This is a genomic window from Psychrobacter sp. 1U2 (assembly GCF_051847575.1).
The window spans coordinates 1-502 of record NZ_JBPYDC010001903.1 but is presented as its reverse complement, the minus strand read 5'-3'; the positions used below and the strand labels follow the sequence as shown (position 1 = coordinate 502).

General features: G+C 45.8%; 1 protein-coding gene. It reads right to left on the bottom strand.

Translation table 11 applies throughout. The annotated features are described in order from the left end of the window. The coding region (locus tag ACS8FD_RS25045) for a 5-methylcytosine restriction system specificity protein McrC (protein WP_439277836.1) at window positions 1–502 on the bottom strand (502 nt) is incomplete at both ends.

Genomic DNA, 502 nt, shown 5'->3' with positions numbered 1-502 from the left:
ATATTAATCAGTAAACATAGGCGCAACTGTCCATCTTTGTGGTTAACACCATTACCTGTGGGCAAAGTTGAGTACTGCATTTGAAGTAGCCAATACGCCAAATCTAATAGCTTATCTACAGATTGCCGCTGCAATCGAGACAATGGCTGTGAGGCTAGCTGCTGCTTTGCCATTTGATAGAGAGGACCCAGTCTTTGCCGCTCATAGGGGTTAAGCACAGCAATCTGTCGCCAGCACACCAGCTTAGACAGTAACGCTGCGGACAATGATATAGACTGTGAGTGATAGGCTTGAGACGCGCCTGCCAACTGCTCAAGAAAGACCAAAGCACTTCTTATCATACGATTGGCCAGCATATCAGTGCTCAATTGGTTTACTTCACAGACAAACTTATGAGGCTGATGGCTATTACGCTTTAGCTGCTCTTTAATGAGTAGCTTACCCTGTAGCATTGACTGGTTGTGGGTTTGCGTTTGATACTGCTTGGTTGGCCGATAATCGG